This window comes from Nitrosomonas sp. (genome assembly GCA_031316255.1).
Taxonomy (GTDB): domain Bacteria; phylum Pseudomonadota; class Gammaproteobacteria; order Burkholderiales; family Nitrosomonadaceae; genus Nitrosomonas.
In genome coordinates, this window is sequence record JALDQW010000001.1 from 1756336 (window position 1) to 1776182 (window position 19847).

A 19847-nucleotide genomic window follows, 5' to 3' on the forward strand; every position below is an offset into this window, starting at 1 on the left:
ACTTACTTTTGCATGACGGCCGCAAACAAATCCGATGATATCCGTGCATCAAGCCATTGAATCAGATGCGTGTACGGCGAAGCATAAAACCAGTCCTTATCGACATTGGAGAACTGGCGGATAAACGGAAAAATGGCAAAATCCGGAACAGTCAGACGGCTTCCCATCAGATATTCCGTCCGGCTTAAACGTGCGTCGAGTTCTTTCAGGAAAAATTCCGCCTGCTCGCGATAATGCTGCTCTGAATGTTCCGGGTGCCTGACCGAGTACTTATAATAATCGAGCGCCTGCTTAAATGGTCCGTCGTTTCGTTTAATCAACGTCTGCGCCGCTTCAGAAAGTCCATTGGATTCATCCCGCCAGTGTTCGGGATCATTGATGGATAACGCCCACAACATGATATCGAGACTTTCATCAATGACCCGTCCGTCTGCCAACTGCAAAACCGGCACAGTGCCTTTTGGAGAGCATTCCAGCAACGCTGTGGGTTTGTCGCGCAGTTTGACTTCATGCATATTCACATCAATACCGCTTGTTTTAATGGCCATTCGCGCCCGGATGGCAAAGGGACAACGGCGAAATGTGTAAAGCAGTGGCTTTATGTTACTGGAATCGTCAATCATGCCGTGGCGCGGGTTTGTTCGCGATTTTTCTTGATCAGATCGTAGGCTGACTGGACTTCCTTGGCCTGTTCAGTGGCAACCGATATCATTTCTTCGGGAAGACCCTGTCCCATCAATTTATCCGGATGATACTGACTGATCAGTTTGCGGTAAGCGCGCTTGATTTCTGCGTCGGAACTGTTTCTGTTAACCCCCAGCGCTTTATACGCATCTTCAAGTGCATTAACAGACATCGGTCGTCCGTTGGAAAAATGTAACTGACTCTGAATCATTTCGAGCAGCCGATCGAATGCAGTTCTGCTATAACCCAGACGACCGGAAATTTCCTTTAATAGGCGCACTTCTGAACCGCTCAGCTGGCCGTCAGACAATCCAAAATTAATCAGATAAATCAGCAGCATCTGTTTGAGGTTTCTCGAATTACCGCATACCTGCATGAATTCAGTCAATTTGGGTTTGATATCGAACATGGACGATGCACCCCGTTTAAACAAGGCAATGGCTTTGAGCCTGTGTTCTGCCGACATGCCGAGCATGTGCATGAACTGTTCTACATGAGCAATTTCAGTTTCTGAAACGCGGCCGTCTGCCTTGGCCAGTTTGCCCATTAAGGTAAAAACGGTTTCCAGAAATACCGATTGGCGGCGTGCAGCCGTATAGGTATTGATTTCTGCGGAATCTGACGTTCTGAACCGGTCGATAATGCTGCCCAGCAAATAGCCCAGAATGCTGCCCAGAACACCCAGGATAAAAAAACCTGCCAGAACACCTAAAATCCTAAACAAAACGACCCCCGGTACACATTAAATCGGTTTTACTGTGAATCACCCGAGAGGACGAAACTGCTGTAGGGCTTGGCGCAAACTATTTTGTGCATACAGGGTAATGTTTTTGTTACGATCATCACTTATTCTGTATACGATTTTTCAACAAGATTGTCGACATACCAATTCATCGCAGATTTTAATCCTTCTCCGATGGTGTGTGAGGGTTCAAAGCCAAGTAAATTTCTTGCCTTTGTGATGTCTGCCTGTGAATGACGGACATCGCCCTTGCGAAAATCGACATACTCTGGCCGGTACGTTTCCAGATGCGGAAATCTGTCCAGCAGCAATGCGTGCATCATCTGGTAGAGTTGGTTCAGACTCGTGCGTTCGTTTAGCGCTACATTATAAACTTCATTGACAGCGGCTTCGTTCGTGGTCAGCGCGGACAGTAGATTAGCCTGTACGACATTATCGACATAACAAAAATCCCTGCTGGTTTCACCATCGCCATTAATATAAAGCGTTTTGTTTTTAATGAGCGCGGATACCCACAGGGGGATCACCGCTGCGTAGGCGCCGTTGGGATCCTGTCTGGGGCCAAAAACATTGAAATACCGCAATCCGATGGATTTTGTTTCATAACAGCGCGCAAAAACATCAGCATAAAGTTCATTCACATACTTGGTTACCGCGTAGGGTGAAAGTGGCTGCCCAATTACCGATTCTACTTTGGGTAAACCTGGGTGATCGCCATAGGTAGAACTCGATGCAGCATAAACGAATCGCTTGACCCCGGCATCCCGCGTTGCCACCAGCATGTTCAGAAAGCCCGATACATTGTTTTCATTGGTTAAAATAGGGTCATTAATCGAACGGGGTACAGATCCCAGGGCAGCCTGATGCAATACGAAATCAACGTCCTTGCAAACTGCTTTGCACGCATTGAGATCACGAATATCACCTTGAATAAACTGGAAATTATTCCAGATATCAGGGCTGACCAGGGATTGTACCTGATCCAGGTTATGCTGATGCCCTGTCGAAAAATTATCCAGCCCTACCACGTTCTGATTTAGTTTTATTAGGGCTTCCAGTAAGTTGGAGCCAATAAATCCGGCTACACCGGTTATCAGCCAGCGGTATCTGTTACTGGATAAATGGTGTTGAATTTCCTGATAGCGCTTCATTTCAAATGATCCCTTGCATAATCGGTCTAAAGCCGCCAGACATGAAACCCCGCTTCTTGAAATGCTGATTGGCTGAATTTTGATTTAACATCGATAAAACATCCATTCTCGACGATTTTAGCTTGTATGTCAGGTATTGTTTTCATTAAAAAATCTACATGTGATACGGCAATAATCATGGCCTCGGCACGGGGCAGGTTTTCCCATGTTTCAAGCGTTATACCATATTCATGTAATGCTTCATCCGTGTCGGTTACCGGATCGCACACATGAACCTCTACGCCGTAATCTTCCAATTCACGAATGACATCGATCACTTTTGAATTTCTCAAGTCGGGACAATTTTCCTTAAAAGTCAGGCCAAGAATATTCACTTTGGCGTCCCGTACATTAAATCCCGCTTTAATGATCTGTTTGATTGTCTGCTCTGCGACATATTTGGCCATATTGTCATTGATGCGTCGGCCGGCCAGAATTACCTGTGGCATATATCCGATCATCTCAGCCTTGTGCGTCAGATAGTAGGGGTCAACGCCGATACAATGACCGCCGACAAGCCCCGGGCGAAACGGGAGAAAATTCCATTTGGTTCCCGCAGCTTCCAGAATGTCCAAGGTATCGATGCCGAGTTTGTCAAAAATCATCGCCAGTTCATTCATCAGTGCAATGTTTAAATCCCGTTGTGTATTCTCGATAACCTTTGCCGCTTCAGCAACTTTTATACTGGCGGCACGATATACGCCTGCAGTCACAACGCTTTCATACAATTGTGCGACTTTTTCCAGCGCGTTTTCATTATCGCCCGATACAACCTTGATAATAGTTGTGAGTGTATGTTGTTTATCGCCCGGGTTGATACGTTCCGGAGAGTAACCGACATTAAAATCCTGTTTCCACTTGAGGCCGGAAAATTTTTCCAGAACCGGAATACAGACTTCTTCTGTCGCGCCTGGGTAGACTGTTGATTCATAGATAACAATGGCGCCGCGCTTCATGTTTTTGCCTACCGTTTCGCTTGCACCGACCAAAGGACTGAAATCCGGTTGATGCGCCTGGTCGACAGGTGTCGGTACGGCGACCACAATATAATCGGCCTGGGACAAATCAGCGGCATCTGTCGTAAAAAAAAGCTGGTTTGCTTGTTTTAAATCTTCGGTTGATACTTCGCCTGTTGGATCAATGTGTTGTCGATAAAGCTGAATTTTGCTGGTGGATAAATCATACCCAATCGTTTGTCGATTCTTTCCAAATTCAACGGCGAGTGGCAATCCAACATATCCCAGTCCTACCACAGCAACTATATCCATGATTTCTTCTCCAATTTAACGCACTTTTTTAACTTAAGATGAAGTAGGTAATATAACGGTTTTATAATAAATTGATATTGTACTTTAGCGTAATGCATAGCGCTTCATAGCGTCTTACCAGTGGAAACAAAAAATCAATCACTCAAACTAAGCCCTATTTGGTGTCCAAATGTCCAAACATGTCAATCCGTAATATGCTATAAATAACGACATCAATAAACAATGTCTTTTTCTCAGAAAGATCAAACGGTTTTGCAGCAATGACAAATCGGAGGGCCCATATGCATAACTTCTATTCTCGTGTCTTAAAAAAATACTGGTTGACCTGCTCAAAACCAGTTGCAATTTTCGTACTGCTTGCGATTGGTTTAACAGCATGCGGGGAAACCAAAGATACTGAAACCTTGATCACAGAAGCTATAGAGTACCAGAAAAAAGGGAATGATAACGCAGCGATTATTCAGTTAAAAAATGCTGTTCAGCAAGAACCTAATAATGGCAGGGCGCGTTTTTTGCTCGGGACTCTTTACAAAGACAGCAATGATTTATTGTCTGCGGAAAAAGAACTGGACAGGGCTCTGGATTTAGGGGTGGACGGGAATAAAGTATTACCTGTCCTGGGTCAGGTATTATTTGATTTAGGTAAGTTTCAGTATTTGATCGATTTGTCAGAAAAATATGCCGACAATAGTCCGGTGGAAATCCAGATCTTACGCGGCAGGGCGTTGCTTGCTGTGGGCAGGAATGAAGAATCCAAGGCTCTACTCGATAAAATACTCGAAGAAAACCCGAATTCCCCGGAAGTTTTAATCGGATTGGCGCAACATGCATGGTCTGAAAATGACTTGGATTCAGCGAATCAACTCGCGAACAAAGCAGTTGAAATGAATCCGGAGAATGTTATGGCCTTGTTGTTTAAAGCGAATCTGCTGCAGGCCCAAAACAAGCCAGAGCAGGCGCTAGATACGTTTGAGCAGGTTATCCGGTTGGCGCCTGACAATATCGGAGCGCACAATGGCAAGATCACGCTGGAAATTGCTTTGCGTAAATTTGACGATGCAAGAAACAGCATAATGCGCGCACGCGAAATCGCACCTAACAGCTTATCGCTTAGCTATTCACAGGCAGCCCTGGATTTTAATGATGGGAAACATGCTGAGGCGCTGGCTACCATCCAGACAGTACTCAGAAGCGCGCCAGACCATCTGCCCAGTATACTGCTGGCTGGCACCATTCAGCTTGCACTCGGTTCTTTGATACAGGCAGAACAAAATCTGGAGCAATATTTAGAAAAAATTCCAGGAAATATCCATGCACGCAAGTTACTGATTGGTACATTATTAGGGCGAAACAAAACGCAACAAGCCATAAGAGTCCTGGAACCCGTTTTGCCGTATGCGCAAAACGATGTTCGGTTGTTGACACTTGCAGGTGAAACGTATATGCGGTCCGGGGATTTTGCCAAGGCTTCTGAGTATTTCGAGAGAGCCAATGAGCTCTTGCCCGATAATGCGGCATTGCATACTGCTCTGGGCATGAGTATGCTGGCAAGGGGAGATCGCGAACACGGCATTGCAGAACTTGAGCTCGCTGTAGATTTGGATAAAAATTCTTCCAGGGCAAGTATTCTACTTGTACTCGCGCACTTCCGTTCAAATGAATTCAATAAGGCTTTGCCTATAATCAAAGAGTTAGAAGCAAAAGATTTGCAGAATCCACTTTTCAGGAATCTGAAAGGTCTTGCCTATATGGGTCTGAATGATTTTGCCCAGGCCCGTGTTAGTCTTAACCAGGCGCTTTCGCTGCAACCAGACTTTTTTCCTGCAATCTCGAATCTGGCTCGTCTGGATATACAAGAACAAAAACCGGATGTGGCGAGAAAACGTTTCGAAGCCATACTCAATAAGGACGACAAACATATTCAGGCCATGCATGCGCTTGCTGAACTGGCGCTCGTGCAAGGTAATGTAGACGATGCGACAAAATGGTTTGAACAGGCCAGTAATAAAAATCCGAATGCGCTTGAGCCCGCGTTAATATTGTCTGCGCATTATCTGCGCTTCAACGATAAAGAAAAAGCGCTTTTACTTGCACGCAAACTTAATGGAACACACCCGAATGAGCCGCGTGTGCTTGAGCTTCTCGGCCAAGTACAGCTTGCACATAACAATCACGCTGCAGCTTTGGATAGCTTTGAACGGTTAGCTGCCAGAATGCCTGAATCGGCGTTGGTGCAATTAAAGATCGCCGAGATTCATGCTGAAATGAAGGATTATGAGGGTGCATCCTCAGCGTTAAGAAGGGCGTTGCATATTAATCCTAATTTTGTTGAAGCCAAAGTGGCGCAGGCAAGATTAGCTATAATCGAACAGAAAGAACATGAGGCAATGTCAATTGCACATAGAATTCAGCAAGAGCACGCTGACCAGTCGGTTGGTTACGAAGTGGAAGGTGACGTGCTGATGAGGCAACAGAAACCTGAAATGGCCGTCAAGGTGTATGAGAAAGCATTTTCAATCAAGCAAACAAGTCCGCTTGCTATTAAAATGCATTCAGCCCTGAGCCAGGCTGGAAACGATGCGAAAGCAAATGCGCATATTACACAGTGGTTATCAAACAATCCTAATGACAGTGCAACGCGTTTATATCTTGCGAATAATTATCTTTCCAAAAAACACTATGAAAAAGCCACTAAAGAGTACGAAGCCATAGTGCAAGAAAACCCGAGACATATCATGTCTCTGAACAATTTGGCATGGCTTTATCAAAATAATAAAGATCCACGCGCGTTAGAATACGCAGAAAAGGCCTATAAAATAGCGCCAGAATTGCCTGCGATCATGGATACACTCGGTTGGATTCTTGTGGAAAAAGGCGAGATTGAACGTGCATTGCCATTGCTTGGAAGTGCTGCATCGAAGGAGTCTAATAATGCCACGATACAGTATCACTACGCCTATGCCTTGATAAAATCCGGCAATCCGACGCAAGCAAAACAAATTCTGAGCGTAATTACTGCACCAGATTCGGATTTCCCTGAAATCAATGCAGCCAGGGAGCTGTTGAAACAAGTGCAATAATACTAGGGGCTGTTCTCAATTAGTGAACTGTTAACTAAAACAGGAGCCGAATAAGCTGCGCTTCGCATTGGAGATGTGTCGTGTCTTTATTCGGTTCTATTGTCAGGTACGAGCGTTACCGTGGCATCCTGCAATTGCGTTGCAGTATTTAAAAAAGGGGATATTCTTTTTTGTGTGCTGCGCCTTGTTGCATAACGCCGCGGTAGCTCTTATAGTCTTCTACCCGGCAATATCAGATGGGTAGTGTTTTAAAAATCGCTTTGCAACGACTTGCGAGTGGTTTTTTCAGTATGTTCAGTTTTTTTTCGACCATTCTTCCGGCGTAAAGGTTTTCATTGATAATGCATGTATTTCCTGTTTCATCTTGTCGCCAAGCGCCTGATAAACAAGCTGGTGTTGTTGAATCATACGTTTACCCCTGAATTCGGCGCTGACTATAACTGCCTGAAAATGATGCCCATCGTCACCTTCAACCTGTACCAATTCGCATGGCAAGGACGCTTCGATATAGTTTCTGATAGTTTCTGCAGTAATCATTCTTCTTCTCTTTCATAAATTTATTTTCGTAATCAAAAAACCATTTCATATTATTTTTATTTTGCAGTCTGTCACGATAATCGTAACAGCGCAAATCTATTGTAAAGAATTATGTTGATTTGGAAATGGATAATCTGTTTTCAAGTTAATCTTCATATGGTTAAATCCATATTTCCCATGAGATAAATTCCCAATGGAAGCCAATAGAATAAGCTGTTAGAAACAAACGTTTTTTGCTAACTCTCGATTGTTTAGATGTGCACTTTATTCTTTATGACTCAATTGCAAGTCCTGATGGGCTGTGAAAATGTTGCCAAGATATTGTTTGAAAGGAAATGCATGTGAAAAATATAGTTCATACACGATTAATCAAGGTTCTTGATCAATTATTATCAGAAGCAGTGAAAATTTTCAACAGACTGCCATGCAACAATACCGTATTTCTGGTTCTAACGAATTTCAAGTACAGAAGAAACCACCGCGACTATCTTTTTTCTGGTTTGCATTATTTGCTTTGACAGTGCTTGACGATGTGCGGGGAGAATCTGTCGTTTCCGTCCCGGTGCGGTTTCATATCGTCACTGACCTGAATATGCAGAAAAACGGATTGCAAATGCGCAACTGGGTTAGCAGTTACGATATCGAGCACGTTGTCATACCCGAAGTTAACCGGATATGGCGCAAGGCAGGGATATCGTTCGAATTGGAGCGCATTCTGCATAGCCGATCACTCAATCCAACTGAAAAGGCGAGGCTTCTTGGTGATGTCGTACAATCCCGTCGTGACAGCCGTGGCAAATCAGATCCTCGTCGAATTAAAAAATTAAACAAGTTAATTAACCAGGATAATCATAACCCGGATGCAATTAATATTTATCTGGTGCCTTATCTGGGTGAAAAATCCCAAGGTAATGCAAAACCGAAACGCCGACGCATTCTAATCGGTCAGTGGACAGATAAAGCATCCAGAGCAGAAAGCCCACCCGAAAAATTTCAATTAACAGAAGCATCGCCTTTCAGAAAAGGCTCTTTAAGCCGAACGATTGCACATGAGATAGGCCATGTGCTGGGCTTAAAACATCCCGATAAGAACACACAGACTACATATGGTTTATTAATGGGTGGTAAAAAAGCAGGTTATGATTTGACCCGAGAGGAAATTCAAATTTCCCGTGAAAGAGCAATTGATTTGTTGGGATATTAGGAGCTGTTTCATTAACTGTGTAATTGTTTATCACTAGTTTTTTTATGGCTAGACTAACTGCATCAGGTCCAAGGACTTAATGTGTTATCAAATCACTCAATCACTGCTTGTTTGATTATCCGATGTAACTCTGTTTTATAATAACTGGGCATTCTTACGTTTATTGCGTTCAACGCGTTTAAGTCTTGAAACATGGTTATTAAATTTACGGGAGTTCGTACGAGCTCGGGGACAGGTCTAGAATTATTGCCTAAGCTCCTATTTCGTCTCCAGGATACTAAAAATTGTCATGAAATGCCGTTGTCATCAAGCCGCAATTCCGGCTAAAGTCAGCTGCTGAATATCAGTTCGCATACTCGCATGCTCTACCGTAATGGCAACGATATTACCCTGTGAATCAACATTAAGTGGGGTGTTCTCATCCTGTTCCTTGGTCTCTTCGATATCAGCCGTTTTGAATTCAATGTAGAGCGTGTCGGTATCTTCAAAATAACAAATCTTCATGGTTAAAATCGCCGGCCAAAAAAGTTCTGAATAACTGAGCTCAGTAAACTAATCAACAGCAACCCGCTGCACCCTTACCGACCAAATTCCTCGATCCACTGCCTGCCGCCCTTCAAATACGATATAGCTCTGTCGTCCGTAATGTGGCAGGGGGCGTATGAGCGCTTCGAGTGCAGCATTATCCTGCGCGGAAACGATTGCCAGAGATGCGCCTTCCGGGCCGGTTAACGTCCAGGCTTGCGCGGTTCCTTTTTCGCTGACTTCGCTTGGTTTTGCCGACAGGTCTTTGGCTTCCAGCCAGGCGTTGACTTCTTGGTGCAGGCCGATCACCAAAGTCGGGACGGTTGGAATGGGTTGATCGGCTGGCAGTATTTGCGGTTCTCTGCGTTGCAGTTTTTTGGCCAGCGTTGCGGCAATGTTTTTTGTTTCTTCGTTATCCGATAATAAAACAGTTGCCGTGGTGGGGTTGACCATGATTTCGCGCAGGATCGGCGGGGCTTCGCCCGGGGCGAGTTGACGGAACAGGCGGATATCCGGATCGAGGATGACGGACTGTGCTTTATCCTCAAGATCGAGCGTGAAGGTTTGTTCAGTGTGTTGCAGGTCGAGCAGATGTGTTTCCTCGCCCGACTCGGTTTGCACGGCGACCGGCACGCGTAACTGGTACGGCGGTTCGGATTGCGTCAACGTGATGTGCAAACGGTAACCGGCTTCAGAAGGCTCCTGTCTGGCTTCACGGACGGACAAGTCCGGCGCACCCGCGCGGTGCAGCCATTGGTCGAAAAACGGCTGCAGGTCGCGCGCAGAAATGATTTCAAACGCCCTTTGCAGATGCGGCCATGCCGTCACTTTAAAGCGCTGCATGCCCCAGATGCCTTGTATCGAGCGGTTAAACATATCTTCGCCAATCAGATCGCGCAGCATGAAAAAAAGCATGGCGGATTTATGGTAACCGACAATTTTCGAGGCTCCGTGCGTGCGTGAGGTAAATGCGATAAGCGGTTCATCCTGACCGGTTTCCAGCGCGGCAAAGTCGCGCAGCCAGCCAAGACGCATTTCGCGGGCTTCATCTTCGCCTTCCTGCTCCTTGTAAGCGTAATCGGCCATGAATGTCGTCAGCCCTTCCGACCAGTTGCCGCTTTTGTAGTCCGGGTACACCGCATTGCCCCACCAGTTGTGCAGCACTTCATGGCCGAGCGACGTGTCTTTGATAAACGGCAGTTGCAGCACATTGATGCCGAGATAGGTCAGCGTCGGCATGCCGAAACCGGTTGGCGTCGGGCTGGAAACAATGCTGAATTCGGTAAACGGATAAGCACCGATCCACGATTCGTACAGCTTGAAATAGCGCTTGACGGACTCCAGATAATCATTGGCCAGCGCGCCGATCTGTGGATGGAAGTAGGTGCGCAGTTGTATCGACTCACCCCTGACGCCCGTGTAATGATCCGTGGCGATTTTGTAAGGGCCGGCCATTAAATCAATGCCCGCGGCGGGATGGGTAAATTCAAAACGCGCCCGATATCCGGATTCGGTGTCGTGTTCTTCGACCAGACGCCCCGCCACCAGACCGCGCTGGCCTGGCGGCAATTCAACCTGCAACGTGTAATGGATCTGGCCATTTGTCACGCGCGGATACCAGTTCGACGCATCGGGCAAAAATGTCCCCGCTTCCCCGCTGACAGCAACCGGCCTGCCGAGCGTCTGTTCATGATCGAGCGTGTCGTCGAGCGGATGCAACTGGCCGCGCCAGTGAATTTCGAGTTGATACGGTCGCAGTATTGCGTAAGGAATTTGCCAGACATGCGTCCGGCTTGCTGCATCTGTTTCCGGTGCAAACGGCATTTCGTTGATTAACGCCTGGGTAACTTCAAAGCGCGCGTCAAGGATCAAAATATGATCGCGCGTCTTATTGAATGTGATAATGCCTTTCCCTTCCAGCATGCGGGTTTCTGGATCGATACTTACTTCAATATCATAATCGATTGAACTGGCATGATCCCTGGCACTACCGGGTATCGGCTGGGCCTGGGCCGAAACCGGAGTTGAATTGAGCATGCAGAGAAACAAAAAGCAAAAGAAAAACCGGTTGTGTTTAATCATCTGTTGCATGGGTTGTATCAGTGGTTTGAGTATAATCCGGAGAAAACAAAAACCGCCATGATTGAGTCACGGCAGTTGCCTGTTCAGGGTTTTATCGCCGGAAACCTGGCAATGATCTCCATTTCCCGGTCATTGCGCTTCACGCTCAGCGGCAGCCAAGTGCCCGGCGCATGGCGTTTGACGATATTGATAACGTCATCGGTCGTCTGCAGCGTTACGCCCGCCATTTCCAGTATCACATCGGCATCCTGCAGGCCCGAAGCCTCGGCGATGCTGCCCTTTTCCACCTGCAGCACCAGCGCGCCGCCACGCGCCATTTCGAAACGGATGCCGAGACGTTGATATTTCGGCTCGGTGAACGGATCGGAAATATGCGGCAAAACGCCAAACACGGCATCGGCGACACCAGTCACGAGCTGTTTGCAGGATTTATTGGTATCCCACGGCAACAATGTGGCGATATCCTTGATACCGAGATCGTGGAGCTGGTGCGGAACGCCATAACCATGCACCACATGGCCTGAACCCATTACACCGACAACCAGCGGTTTTTTCCCGTTTTCCGCAGTGACCAATACCTGATGCAGGACCTGCGCCATTGCGCGGTCCCAAAGCTGCTGGCCAGCATAAAAGCGCCTGAAATCGGGGTCGTCAAAGCCGATTTCACCGGCTTTTTTATCCTTGCGGTCATGCTGCTTGTAGATTGGCATGAGGAAATCAAGATATGCCTGACTGGGTTCCGCAGGACGCGTCAGGCCTTCCCGTTGTTCAACAGGTACACCATGAAATCCTTTCTCGGAAACAAGATGACGCAATCGCGGCTCGATATTCAAGGCCACCATCGGAATACGATTCATGCGTGCAAAGTGAAACAGCGGCAGATAGAGTTCAGGGTCGGTATTCCAGACCCTGTCCCATTCGGATGCCGCCAGAAATGCTTTTTCATCCAGCTCGCCCGCGACCCATTGATCCAGCACCGGCTGCACGCGGCGCGGAAACATTTCGAACCCGATGACCATATCCGGACGTACGGCATGCATTGCCGCAAGCACCTGCAACTGCCAGCGGTGATGATCCGCATTGACATGGGTTTCACCGAGCAGCACCACTGAATGCCCGACCGCGCGGTCAATCACATCTGCGTAAGCAGCCTGACCGGCACCCGGTATAATCCAGCTGCCCAGCGGCACGCAATTTGTCTGCGCGGGTTTATGACCTGGCTTGACGGTGGATTCAATCGCCGGACTCGCCTGAACAACAGCCAAATTCGAGGCAAAACAGATTGCCGCCAAACTCCGTGTAGCTTGTGTGGTCAGGCTGTTTACAAATCGTTTTATTTTCATAGTTAATATTTTTATCATTATCCTATCCATTTGCGGGCATTTCTGAAAAGACGTATCCAGGGCGCGTCTTCACGTGTCTTTGTCCGAACGCGCCGGCCCGAATCGCTTGATTCGGGGGGGTACCACGAATGCTGCGCAATGCGGAAAACGCGTTCCGGATGCGGCATCAATATATTGAACCGTCCATCCGGCGTTGTCATGCCGGTAATCCCGTGCGGCGAACCGTTCGGATTACCCGGATAGGTTTCAGTAACCTGTCCCCGGTTGTCGACATAACGCAAAGTAACCAGCGCACTGCTCTCCGCCAGCTTCTGGCTGCCGAAATCCGTGCGCCCTTCGCCATGCGCCACAGTAATCGGCATACGGCTGCCGGTCATGCCTTCAAACAGTATCGATGGACTTCCCTGTACTTCTACCATGACAAAGCGCGCTTCAAATTGTTCCGAAAGATTACGCACAAAGCGCGGCCAGTGTTCAGCACCAGGAATGATTTCGCGCAGATTGCTCATCATCTGGCAACCGTTACAGACGCCCAGTGCAAACGTGTCTGTACGCTGAAAGAACGCCTCAAACGCATCGCGTGCGCGCGAATTGAACAAAATCGACTTCGCCCATCCTTCACCGGCGCCAAGCACATCGCCGTAAGAAAAACCACCGCACGCAGCGATGCCTTTAAAGTCGTTGAGCGTTACCTTTCCGCTAATGATATCGCTCATATGCACATCGATCGCCGAAAACCCCGCGCGGTCGAATGCAGCCGCCATTTCCACATGACCATTGACACCCTGTTCGCGCAGAATCGCGATGCCCGGACGGGAACGAGCACGCAGAAATGGCGTGGCAGGATTATCTTCTGTATCGAAACCAAGCGTAACATGCAACCCCGGATCATTGTCATCCAGAATGCGCTCATATTCCTGCCGGGCGCAGGCCGGATTGTCTCGCAGCGCTTGCAACTGATAGGACGTTTCCGACCAGGCGCGTTGCAGGTCAACGCGTGTTTCAGCCAGAACAGGCTTGTTGTTGCGCATCAGGCGCAGTTCGTCCGCCGCATTGAGCTGTCCGATGATAAAACTCGTGTCGCGCAAACCGGCTTCAGCCAGTGTGTTCATAACGAACGTACGCTTCCGGACCTCGATCTGTAGGACTGCGCCCAATTCTTCATTAAACAATACCGCGAATAACCGTTCCATTGAACGGCCGCTTAACTGCGCAGCGTGCAGTTCTGCCCCGTCGATATCGCTGGACATTGCATCGAAGCAGAGCTGATCCAGATTGACGGTAACTCCCACATGACCGGCAAACATCATTTCGCATACGGCTGCGAACAATCCGCCATCCGAACGGTCATGATAAGCCAGTATTGCATCCGCTTTGTTGAGCTGCTGGATAACGGTAAAAAATGCCTTGAGTTTTTCAGCGCCCGATTGCCCGTCGATATCCGGTGCTTCATTGCCGATCTGTTTATAGACCTGTGCCAGCGCCGATCCACCCATGCGGTTTTTTCCACGTCCCAGGTCGATCAGGACAAGTTCAGTCTCGCCGCAATCGGTGCGCAACTGCGGCGTTAACGTGCGCTGGACATCGCTGACTCTGGAAAAAGCCGATATGATTAACGACACTGGCGCCGTGACTGCCTTGCCGATTCTTTCGCCGGTTTGTTCGTCATTTTCCTGCCAGGTTGTTTTCATCGACATGGAATCTTTGCCCACCGGAATGCTGATACCCAATTGCGGACACAGTTCCATGCCAACGGCATGCACCGCGTCAAACAAACCGGCATCTTCTCCAGGATGTCCGGCTGCGGCCATCCAGTTGGCGGACAACTTGACATCACCGAGTTGCTGAATAGCGGCCGCGGCAATATTGGTAATTGCTTCGCCAACCGCCATGCGCGCCGCTGCGGCGGAATCGATCAGCGCCAGCGGTGTGCGCTCGCCGATGGAGAAAGCTTCGCCGAAATAGGTCTGGTACCCCATCATGGTAACCGCCACATCGGCAACCGGTATTTGCCACGGACCAACCATCTGGTCGCGCGCTGTCATGCCGCCCACGCTGCGATCGCCAATACTGATCAGAAAGGTTTTATCTGCTACCGCTGGTAATCGCAATAGCCTGTAGACTGCATCTTTTAAATCAATTGTATGGATATCCAGAGCCGGCAATAATTGACTGCGATGCTCAACTTGCCGCGTCATTTTGGGCGGCTTGCCGAGCAATACCGACAGCGCCATATCGACCGGGGGCGCTGCGGATGCGTAGTCTTCATCGGCAACAACAAGTCGGTCTTCCGCTGTTGCTTCCCCGACAACGGCAAAGGGACAGCGTTCGCGCGCGCAGATTTCCCGGAATAATGCAAGCGACTCGGGACGGATGGCCAGCACATAGCGTTCCTGCGCCTCATTGCTCCAGATCTGCATCGGCGACATGCCCGGCTCTTCAGAAGGTACAGCACGCAGATTGACTCGCCCGCCGCGGCCCGAATCATGAACCAGTTCGGGAAAGGCATTCGACAAGCCGCCCGCGCCAACATCGTGAATAAACAAAATGGGGTTTTCCGCTCCGCTGCGTTCCATTTGCCAGCACCGGTCGATGACTTCCTGCGCACGGCGTTGCATTTCCGGATTGCCGCGCTGAACCGAATCAAAATCGAGTGCTTCCACATTCACTCCGGTATCCATACTTGAAGCCGCACCGCCACCAAGTCCAATCAACATACCGGGCCCACCCAGTTGAATCAACAGTGAACCGGCCGGAAATTTCTCTTTACGGATATGGTTTGCAGCGATTTGTCCGATCCCACCGGCGAGCATGATCGGTTTGTGGTAACCGCGCATTTCTCCGGCGACATTTTCCTCATAGGTTCGGAAATAACCCGCCAGATTCGGACGGCCAAATTCATTATTAAACGCAGCCCCTCCGATAGGACCTTCGAGCATAATCTGCAGGGCGGATGCAATACGAGCGGGCTTGCCATAGGTGGCTTGTTGATCGGCATCGCTGTATTCCCAGGGTTGCCTGAAATCCGGAATATTCAGATTGGATACCGAAAATCCGGTCAGTCCGGCCTTCGGCTTGGCGCCGCGGCCGGTAGCACCTTCATCGCGTATTTCGCCGCCGACACCGGTAGCAGCGCCCGGAAACGGTGAAATCGCGGTCGGATGATTATGTGTTTCCACCTTCATGAGCCAATGCGTCTGCTCCTGTTGATACGAATAAACATTATTTCTTCCAGGATAAAAACGCGCAATTTTGGCACCTTCAACAATACTCGCATTATCCGCATAGGCGACGAGCGTGCCTTGCGGATTGTGTCTGTGCGTATTGCGAATCATGGCAAAAAGCGACTGGTTTTGCGCCTGACCGTCGATAATCCAGCTGGCATTGAAAATTTTGTGGCGGCAGTGTTCGGAATTTGCCTGTGCAAACATCATGAGTTCCACATCCGTCGGATTGCGTCCGGCCTGTTTGAAATGATAGGCAAGATAATCGATTTCATCTGCCGATAATGCCAGCCCCATTTCGGTATTGGCTTTTTCCAGCGCCTGCGGACCATCCGATTGAAGATCGATAATTCTCAATGGCTGCGGCGCAAAATGATGGAACAGCCGCTCCGCCGCGTCAAATGACTGCACAACCGTCTCAGTCATGCGATCATGCAATACTGACTGTAACGCTTGCTGCTGCTCGGCAGAAAGCGGCAGATCCGTTTTAAACGTGTAGGCAATCCCGCGTTCAATACGCTCAATGACATTCAGTCCACAGTGGCGGGCAATATCCGTCGCCTTGCTGGACCAGGGTGAAATTGTTCCGGGACGTGGAATAACGAGAAAAAACATCGCGCCCGTATCCACTGAATTTTGCGGCGGACAACTATTCAACAGTTTTTCGAGTACTGTCGTTTCTTGATCGGTCAATGGCTGGCTGACTGCACAGAAATACCAATATTCTGTGTAAATATGAGACACTTGTATCTTTATTGCGCTAAGCGCGTTCGCCAGCTTGTCCAGCCTGAAAGAGGAAAACGCGTTGCCGCCGCAGAATCTAAGCATCGGTAAAAATATCATGATCAAAAATGCCATTTTACACGAGAAACAAGTTATTCCGTTCACACCGCACAGTCCAGATGATGAATACACGCGATCCGGTTTTTCTAACCGAAGAAATACGAAAAATTGAACAGACGGCATTTGCCCAGCCTAATCCGCCTGATTTAATGGAGAAAGCAGGCCGCGCAGCAGCTGAAGTTGCCAGAGAAAGATTCGCCAGCACCATGGAAAGTGCCATGCGCGTTCTGGTTTTGGCCGGTCCCGGCAACAATGGCGGCGATGCTTTTGTCGCGGCACGCTATCTGAAGCAATGGCACCATGCTGTCACAGTCGTTTTTTGTGCAGATTCAGATCGCCTGCCAACGGATGCCAAAAAGGCCAGACTCGCCTGGCTGGATAATCTGGGAGAAATCCAGCCGGACATGCCGGATAACGAAAACTGGGATCTGGTTATCGACGGCATATTCGGTATCGGATTGAAACGGGACCGGCCGCTTGCTGGTCAGTATCTGGATTGGATTAACACCGTCAACACACTGCAGTGTCCCGTGCTGTCGCTTGATATCCCTTCCGGACTCAGCAGCGATAATGGCGATATTTATGGCGCGGCTATCAACGCTACGGTTACCGTTACTTTTATTGGATTTAAACCCGGCATTCTGACCCAGTACGGGCCACAGTGTTGCGGTGAAATCATTGTTTGCGGTCTCGATCTTGACGCGGCATCCATACAACCACCCCGGGCGTGGGTTATCAACCGGAAACTGGTTGATTCTGTACTGTTGCCGCCGCGCCCGGCCAACAGCCACAAAGGCAGCTTTGGCAACGTCGCCATTCTGGGCGGCAATTCCGGCATGATTGGCGCGGCCTTGCTGGCTGGACGGGCAGCGTTATATCTTGGCGCCGGACGGGTTTATCTGGGCATGCTGGTTGTATCTGCACCCGAAATCGATCTGCTGCATCCGGAATTAATGCTGCGCTCGCCATCGGAATTATTCGAATTAAGCACAGTTCATTGCCTGATTGCCGGTCCGGGAATGGCCATGAACGAATCAACCTATGGCTGGGTGGAACGTGCGCTTGACAGCGATTTCTCCCTGGTTCTGGATGCCGACGCGCTTAACCATATTGCCTTTCACAGCGAATTGGCCAGAAAACTCAAACAACGCGATGTCCCCACCGTGCTGACTCCGCACCCCGCTGAAGCAGCGCGCTTATTGGACACGAATGTGTCGACTGTACAAAGTAATCGCATCGATGCCGCATCAAAACTATCGGAAAAATTCAATTGCCTGATCGTACTTAAAGGCGCAGGCAGTATCTGTGCGACGCCGGACGGCACATGTTTTTTTAACACCAGCGGTAATCCGGGTCTGAGCAGCGCCGGGACAGGTGATGTTCTTGCTGGCATGATCGGCGCATTGATTGCGCAGGGACAAAAGCCGCAAGATGCACTGCTGCTGGCAGTCTATCTCCACGGCGCAGCGGCGGATGAATTGCTTAAACAACATCACGGGCCTGTCGGAATGACGGCATCAGAAATCATTTCTGCTGCACGATTGCTGCTGAATACATGGATTTACGAATGAGAAAGGATACTTCTTTGAAAACGCTATCACCATTTATTCATGGAAAAAACATCCAAGCTCGCCACAAAGCCCGCATCCAGCATGGCTAATGCCGTTTGACTGGCAGGCCGGCATTTCTTGCTCACGCGGACAAACAATACACTGCCCTACGGTGTAGAGAACAAATAAACTGTCCGGGTATGTAGCAAATGATTTGTCCGGATTATCTTAGTCCCAGGAGGGACAAGGATGAAACGGACAGAATGGCTACAGGAGACACGGAAGATGAGATTTGAGGAAGCCTATGGGAATTATAAAAGTGGGAGTATCACGCAAGACGAAGCAGCAAAGCTGCTTGGTGTATGTGATCGCACATTTCGGCGCTACATGAACAAATACGACGAAGGTGGTCTGGATGCGTTATTGGACAAGCGGCTGACCCAGGCATCGCACCGCTGTGCGCCAGTGGATGAAGTGATGCGTTTAACGGAACAGTATCGCAACCGTTATTCTGGCTGGAATGCCAGGCATTTTCATGCATGGTATTGCAAGGACGGTGGCACACGCAGTTATACGTGGGTTAAGAGCCGGTTACAAGAAGCTGGGTTGATCAAACGTACATCAAAGCGTGGCGCGCATCGAAAACGTCGTGAACGCTCACCACTGACCGGAATGATGATTCATCAGGATGGCAGCACCCATGAATGGGTAGCCAATCAGAAATGGGATTTAATCGTCACTATGGACGATGCAACCAGTGAACATTACTCGATGTTTTTTGTTCAGGAAGAAGGCACTGCCAGCAGCTTCAGAGGCGTTCAGGCGGTGATAGAGAAGCAAGGATTGTTCTGTTCCTTTTATTCAGACCGAGGCAGTCACTACTGGCATACACCAGAGGCTGGTGGCAAAGTAGACAAACATAATCTTACGCAGTTTGGACAAGCCATGAAGCGGCTCGGAATTGAAATGATCGCGGCCTACTCGCCACAGGCGCGTGGACGCAGTGAGCGCATGTTCCGCACCCATCAAGAACGTTTACCCAAGGAACTGGCGCTGGCAGGCATCGCCGACATGGAAACGGCAAACCGTTATCTGCAGGAAGTCTATATGCCTGCTTTTAACGATGAATTCAAGCAGCCTGCTGCGGTAGATGGATCAGCATTTGTACCCTGGATCGGTGGAGAAATTGAGGATTTCCTGTGCGAGCGTCATGAGCGTGTCGTGGGTCATGACAATTGCGTCAGCTTCAACAACTTGAAGCTGCAAATTCCTGCCAATCAACATCGGTGTCATTACGTGAAGGCCAAGGTGACAGTACTGCGCTATCCCGACGGCAAGTTAGCGATCTTGCATGGGCCGCGGAAAATTGCCCAGTACGATAAAGCAGGCCAGGAAATAAAACATGATGAAAAGCTGTTGCGTAAATCCGCCGCCACAGCTTCGCAATGAACATCGAGAGGAGTTCACTGCGTTTAATTGCAAAGCGGACAGTTTATTTGCTATAAAACCGGACAATTCTATTTGTTGACAACAAATCTCCTTAAATAGAGAACTTAAAAATTTTTTTTACGCTAT

13 protein-coding genes are annotated in these 19847 nt (G+C 48.8%); 4 read left to right on the forward strand and 9 right to left on the reverse strand.

From position 1 onward, the window contains the following. Positions 1–2: 2 nt before the first annotated feature. From MRK00_07865 to MRK00_07880, 4 genes are all read right to left on the reverse strand, one after another. On the reverse strand, positions 3–623 hold the full coding sequence (locus tag MRK00_07865) for a glutathione S-transferase (GenBank protein ID MDR4517286.1): 621 nt from the start codon (positions 621–623) through the stop codon (positions 3–5). Then, a complete protein-coding gene (gene djlA / locus MRK00_07870) occupies positions 620–1408 on the reverse strand; it encodes a co-chaperone DjlA (protein ID MDR4517287.1) in 789 nt (262 codons plus the stop codon). The genes MRK00_07865 and djlA overlap by 4 nt, the downstream gene beginning before the upstream one ends. Before the next feature lie 122 nt (positions 1409–1530). Beyond that, a complete protein-coding gene (locus MRK00_07875; protein ID MDR4517288.1) occupies positions 1531–2577 on the reverse strand; it encodes an NAD-dependent epimerase/dehydratase family protein in 1047 nt (348 codons plus the stop codon). A gap of 26 nt (positions 2578–2603) precedes the next feature. Further along, the gene (locus MRK00_07880) at positions 2604–3884 is read right to left on the reverse strand and encodes a nucleotide sugar dehydrogenase (GenBank protein ID MDR4517289.1); all 1281 of its coding nucleotides are present in this window, start codon (positions 3882–3884) and stop codon (positions 2604–2606) included. Positions 3885–4165: 281 nt separating this feature from the next. Here MRK00_07880 and prsT point away from each other — a divergent pair, with 281 nt between their 5' ends. After that, entirely contained in the window at positions 4166–6964 is a 2799-nt protein-coding gene (prsT, locus tag MRK00_07885) for a PEP-CTERM system TPR-repeat protein PrsT (GenBank protein ID MDR4517290.1), read from the forward strand. 294 nt (positions 6965–7258) lie between these two features. On the opposite strand, the gene MRK00_07890 is transcribed toward prsT, so the two are convergent. Continuing rightward, on the reverse strand, positions 7259–7501 hold the full coding sequence (locus MRK00_07890) for a BolA/IbaG family iron-sulfur metabolism protein (GenBank protein ID MDR4517291.1): 243 nt from the start codon (positions 7499–7501) through the stop codon (positions 7259–7261). Positions 7502–7925: 424 nt separating this feature from the next. Between MRK00_07890 and MRK00_07895 the strand changes: the two genes are divergently transcribed. Further along, a complete protein-coding gene (locus MRK00_07895; protein ID MDR4517292.1) occupies positions 7926–8705 on the forward strand; it encodes a hypothetical protein in 780 nt (259 codons plus the stop codon). A 306-nt stretch (positions 8706–9011) separates the two neighbouring features. Here MRK00_07895 and MRK00_07900 read toward each other — a convergent pair whose 3' ends face one another. The 4 genes from MRK00_07900 to purL form a co-directional block, all read right to left on the reverse strand. Beyond that, positions 9012–9209 carry a DUF2283 domain-containing protein gene (locus tag MRK00_07900; GenBank protein MDR4517293.1) on the reverse strand — a complete coding sequence of 66 codons (198 nt, stop codon included), beginning with the start codon at positions 9207–9209 and terminating at the stop codon, positions 9012–9014. A 48-nt stretch (positions 9210–9257) separates the two neighbouring features. Further along, positions 9258–11267: a M1 family peptidase gene (locus MRK00_07905; GenBank protein ID MDR4517294.1), complete on the reverse strand. Its 2010-nt coding sequence runs from the start codon at positions 11265–11267 to the stop codon at positions 9258–9260. Between the two features lie 128 nt (positions 11268–11395). Then, complete coding sequence (locus tag MRK00_07910) at positions 11396–12655, reverse strand: ChaN family lipoprotein (GenBank protein MDR4517295.1); 1260 nt, start codon at positions 12653–12655, stop codon at positions 11396–11398. Positions 12656–12672: 17 nt separating this feature from the next. After that, on the reverse strand, positions 12673–16707 hold the full coding sequence (gene purL, locus MRK00_07915; GenBank protein ID MDR4517296.1) for a phosphoribosylformylglycinamidine synthase: 4035 nt from the start codon (positions 16705–16707) through the stop codon (positions 12673–12675). A gap of 77 nt (positions 16708–16784) precedes the next feature. On the opposite strand from purL, the gene MRK00_07920 reads away from it, so the two are divergent. Together MRK00_07920 and MRK00_07925 are read left to right on the forward strand one after the other, a co-directional pair. Next, on the forward strand, positions 16785–18293 hold the full coding sequence (locus MRK00_07920; GenBank protein ID MDR4517297.1) for an NAD(P)H-hydrate dehydratase: 1509 nt from the start codon (positions 16785–16787) through the stop codon (positions 18291–18293). 228 nt (positions 18294–18521) lie between these two features. Then, positions 18522–19721: an ISNCY family transposase gene (locus MRK00_07925; GenBank protein ID MDR4517298.1), complete on the forward strand. Its 1200-nt coding sequence runs from the start codon at positions 18522–18524 to the stop codon at positions 19719–19721. Positions 19722–19847 lie beyond the last annotated feature (126 nt).

What these genes read in the sequence shown, in the direction of transcription:
- MRK00_07925 (MDR4517298.1), top strand. Translation starts at nt 18,522, where the DNA reads ATGAAACGGACAGAATGGCTACAGGAGACACGGAAGATGAGATTTGAG.
- MRK00_07905 (MDR4517294.1), bottom strand. Translation starts at nt 11,267, where the DNA reads ATGCTCAATTCAACTCCGGTTTCGGCCCAGGCCCAGCCGATACCCGGT.
- MRK00_07865 (MDR4517286.1), bottom strand. Translation starts at nt 623, where the DNA reads ATGATTGACGATTCCAGTAACATAAAGCCACTGCTTTACACATTTCGC.
- purL (MDR4517296.1), bottom strand. Translation starts at nt 16,707, where the DNA reads ATGCTTAGATTCTGCGGCGGCAACGCGTTTTCCTCTTTCAGGCTGGAC.
- MRK00_07880 (MDR4517289.1), bottom strand. Translation starts at nt 3,884, where the DNA reads ATGGATATAGTTGCTGTGGTAGGACTGGGATATGTTGGATTGCCACTC.
- MRK00_07875 (MDR4517288.1), bottom strand. Translation starts at nt 2,577, where the DNA reads ATGAAGCGCTATCAGGAAATTCAACACCATTTATCCAGTAACAGATAC.
- prsT (MDR4517290.1), top strand. Translation starts at nt 4,166, where the DNA reads ATGCATAACTTCTATTCTCGTGTCTTAAAAAAATACTGGTTGACCTGC.
- MRK00_07920 (MDR4517297.1), top strand. Translation starts at nt 16,785, where the DNA reads ATGAATACACGCGATCCGGTTTTTCTAACCGAAGAAATACGAAAAATT.
- MRK00_07900 (MDR4517293.1), bottom strand. Translation starts at nt 9,209, where the DNA reads ATGAAGATTTGTTATTTTGAAGATACCGACACGCTCTACATTGAATTC.
- MRK00_07895 (MDR4517292.1), top strand. Translation starts at nt 7,926, where the DNA reads ATGCAACAATACCGTATTTCTGGTTCTAACGAATTTCAAGTACAGAAG.
- MRK00_07910 (MDR4517295.1), bottom strand. Translation starts at nt 12,655, where the DNA reads ATGAAAATAAAACGATTTGTAAACAGCCTGACCACACAAGCTACACGG.
- MRK00_07890 (MDR4517291.1), bottom strand. Translation starts at nt 7,501, where the DNA reads ATGATTACTGCAGAAACTATCAGAAACTATATCGAAGCGTCCTTGCCA.